Origin of the sequence: Aeromonas lacus (assembly GCF_000764665.1) — a bacterium.
In the GTDB taxonomy this organism is placed as follows: domain Bacteria; phylum Pseudomonadota; class Gammaproteobacteria; order Enterobacterales; family Aeromonadaceae; genus Aeromonas; species Aeromonas lacus.
In genome coordinates, this window is sequence record NZ_JRGM01000050.1 from 1 (window position 1) to 3,452 (window position 3,452).

A 3,452-nucleotide genomic window follows, 5' to 3' on the forward strand; every position below is an offset into this window, starting at 1 on the left:
GCATCAGGTATGGGGCGTTTACAAATTGCCTATTTGATGGGGCACCAAGCGACAGCCTCGATTGATCGTTACGGAAATCGAAAATCAGCAAAAGGAGGGCGCTTGCCGAGCTGTCCTGCTGATGCTGACCTGAGCCATATTAGAGTGACTCATAGCGTGCGGTCTAAAGATAATAAAAATTACATCCAGCCGAGCACTCCAATTTTGGTAGTCGAGCCAAATGAGGGTTCAAATGCGAAAGATAAATCAACCGGGATGGCTGCCTATATAAAAAGAAATAAACAAAAAGATGATGGTCTTTCGCGATAATCAGATCCACTATCACTCGACAAAATAAACATGCTAGAAAATACAAACACCTAACTATGATCTTCATTGGCGTAAATATAACATGTGACACTTACGAATGCGCACGTAAGTGCGCCATGAAAACAATCGTAAGTACGCAAAGAAATACAACCGTAAGCACGCTATTGAAAACCATACTTACGCACGTAAGTATGGGGGTGTGTCGAGGTTACGAGACCGGAACCCCCGTAGGTTGCGCAGCGACCGGAGTGGGGTGGAGAACCCTTTTTTATGGATGGTATGAAGCGGTCAATATGGGATGACGAAGGAGGCGGGTATAGGGGTCAAGGTGGAGTCTGACTCGGGACGAGGAGGAACAACCTTGACGCCTATATCTCGGTGACGGTCATCCCATATTGATGGCGCAATACCATTCATAAAAACGGTTTGAATTTAATTGAGTGGAGCCATGTATGTTTTAACTACCCCACTCAATTAAAAAGTAGAAAATGGCAGAGGTTATATATAACAACAATCAGGTGATAACACCGAGGATAATAAAAATGAAAAATAATAAAAACAAAACAGCGGGGCATGATATTCCGTCATATGACGGTCAGAAGGACGGTGCTGCCACACAACAGGTGCAGCAGGCTGTCAGGTCGGTGATGCAGGGTAAACTGCTGACTCTGCCGGATATGAGCCCTACTGGCCGCCCCATCAAAACCAGCTCGAATTTGTTTGCTCTTATCACATTCAACGGTTGGGAGCCACGCTACAACCTGATGACGGGTGAGGCAGAACTGGCTGATGCGGATGGTGAGCGTCTGGGAGGCTCTGAGGCGGGTCAGCGATCCGCGCTGGTTGATGCCTGCCAGTTGGCAGGTGTGCCGGATGCCGTGATTGAGGAGCACCTGATCGCAATTTGTGAGCGCCACAGTTATCACCCTGTGCGTCAGTGGCTCGAACGTGGGGCACCGTGGGATGGGAAACCGCGCATCGATGCGGTGATTGCTACCCTCAATCCTGCTAATCCCGTCTATGCGAGTGCGGTGTTACATGCATGGCTGGTTGGGTGTGTCGCTGCACTCTATCAACCGCGCTGGTACTCGAAATTGGTGCCTGTGTTGGTGGGGGCACAGTCCTATCGAAAAAGCGCCTGGGTGAGCCGTCTGGCTACTGTGGTGCAAGGTTCGACCCTTGATTGTGCCATCAATCCAGACAAGCCTGATGATGTTCGTCGCGCAGTGTCTGCATGGGTTGTGGAGCTGGCTGAGCTTGAGAGTACGACCCGACATGAGGCGGGTAGCCTCAAGGCTTTTTTGACCCGAGAGAACGACAGCTATCGCCTACCCTATGCCCGCAGCATGACCACCAAAAAGCGCCAGACTTCCTATATTGCCACGGTCAACGGGACGGATTTTCTCAAGGATACAACCGGTAACTCCAGATTTGCTGTTATCGAGTTGGCTGCGGCAGCTGATGTTGAGCGCCTCAATACGGTCCTGGGCTGGAGCTGGAGTGCAGGCCGTTTGTCCCAGACAGACCCTGAGCAACTGCGCCAGTTTTGGCTGGAGGTAAGGGAGCGCTATGAGTCAGGAGCAACGTGGTTTCTGGATGATGCAACAGCTGCACTAGCTGCATCGGAAAACGATGCTCACACAGACAAGGGTCCATATTATGAGGTTATTTACCACCACCATCTATCGCGTCCACGGGCCTCATCTGAATGGCTCACGGCGAGCGGGCTGTGCGCCCGCCACGGTGAGAGGCTGAGCATGGCGAGTAGTTGGGGTAAGGCACTCCGGTTGCTCGCGAGCGAGGGCAAGCTCCAGAGCCGCAGGGCGCGTTCTAATAGGACCGAGTACCTGCTGCCCGTCGATAGCCCCAAAGAGAAGGGCAAAGCCGACAAGTGACTCTTAAGCCCTGCCGATAAGGCGGGGCTTTTTTCTGCTCATCTATTGGGTAGATGATTAATTGGTTAAGTACATGTTAAGTGGTTTTTCTAGCTTCTTAACCAGCCTCAAACCCTCGCCATTACTGACCTACAGTGGTTTTTGGTTAATTGATTAAGGTGATTTATATATAAACACTGAGTAAACCTTGATAAGAGCCCATCCAGCACTCACCACGCTTCATAGCAACTTCACTTACTCAGCTTAACCATCATTATGTCAAACGTAGCCATAGCAAGGCTCTGAGGCTAATTAAGAGGGGATTCACTCGCTTAACCGCATCTAACCAAAGTAACCCATGACATCCAATAAAGATTACCGATCACCACCACTCGACAGGTGAATTAGGGCATGAGGCTGTAAAGCGCAGGGAGACTCAGATTTTCTTATTGCCGTTGAGTGCTCAACGGCAGATTAGCCACATCAACCCCTCTGCGCCCTTGTTGGTGATTATCAGTCCGCACGAGTCATGCCAAGCAACCAAGCCGTTTCATTGATAATATTGGTTTTAGTCGTGATATAGCTCATGTTCATTGTTGTAAAAGCATGATAGTTTTGAATAAATTATGAGGGAGCCCCAAATGGACTCGATGTTATAGATTACTCGTTTCATTGTCTCAAGCGGCTAGTGGCAATCGTCGATTGAGCCGTGGTGTAGGTCAAACACACTCTGCCCAAAGAAAGCTGGCGCACACAGAATCGATTGCAATGCCGCAGACTGGGGCGGTGAGCCAGCGGCGGTAGCGTTGTCTAAAGGTCAGAAAATGTGCTGTGTACCCCGTTAGCGCCCTGTTGGAGTACATGAGTGTAGATTTGGGTGGTGCGCACGTCCGAATGGCCCAGTTGTTCCTGCACTGTTTGGCAGTCCGCCAGAAAGCAGCGTTGCACATAGGCAATCTGCTCACGCAACGCCTGGATCAACCTGTGTTTGGTATACCTCATAGAGGCCATGAGGCTTCGTTAAGATAATAAAAAAGTAGGATAGATAAAAATGGAACCTGTCTCAATGGCAATTGGTGGAGCAGCTTACTACGTTGCTACAAAATTTGTGGACCAATTCATATCTCAAGAGGGATATGGATGGCTACGTAAGACATTTTTTCCAAAACAAAGGTATGTAGACAGACTCTATCAGCTTATTGAAGAAACAACCTCAAAATTTGAGGTTATATATCCATCCGAATCAAATAAAGTTCCATTTTATCAATC

Annotated in this window: 2 protein-coding genes and 1 pseudogene; all 3 read left to right on the forward strand. The window is 49.0% G+C overall.

The features are described 5' to 3' along the window. Positions 1-309, forward strand: a pseudogene (locus tag LG31_RS21170) (site-specific integrase); the annotation flags it as partial. Between the two features lie 542 nt (positions 310-851). Continuing rightward, a complete protein-coding gene (locus LG31_RS0107135) occupies positions 852-2,204 on the forward strand; it encodes a VapE domain-containing protein (RefSeq protein ID WP_033113794.1) in 1,353 nt (450 codons plus the stop codon). A gap of 1,030 nt (positions 2,205-3,234) precedes the next feature. Continuing rightward, positions 3,235-3,452 (forward strand): hypothetical protein (locus LG31_RS21580; protein WP_238567488.1); only part of this gene is annotated, 218 nt, incomplete at its 3' end.

What these genes read in the sequence shown, in the direction of transcription:
- LG31_RS0107135 (WP_033113794.1), top strand. Translation starts at nt 852, where the DNA reads ATGAAAAATAATAAAAACAAAACAGCGGGGCATGATATTCCGTCATAT.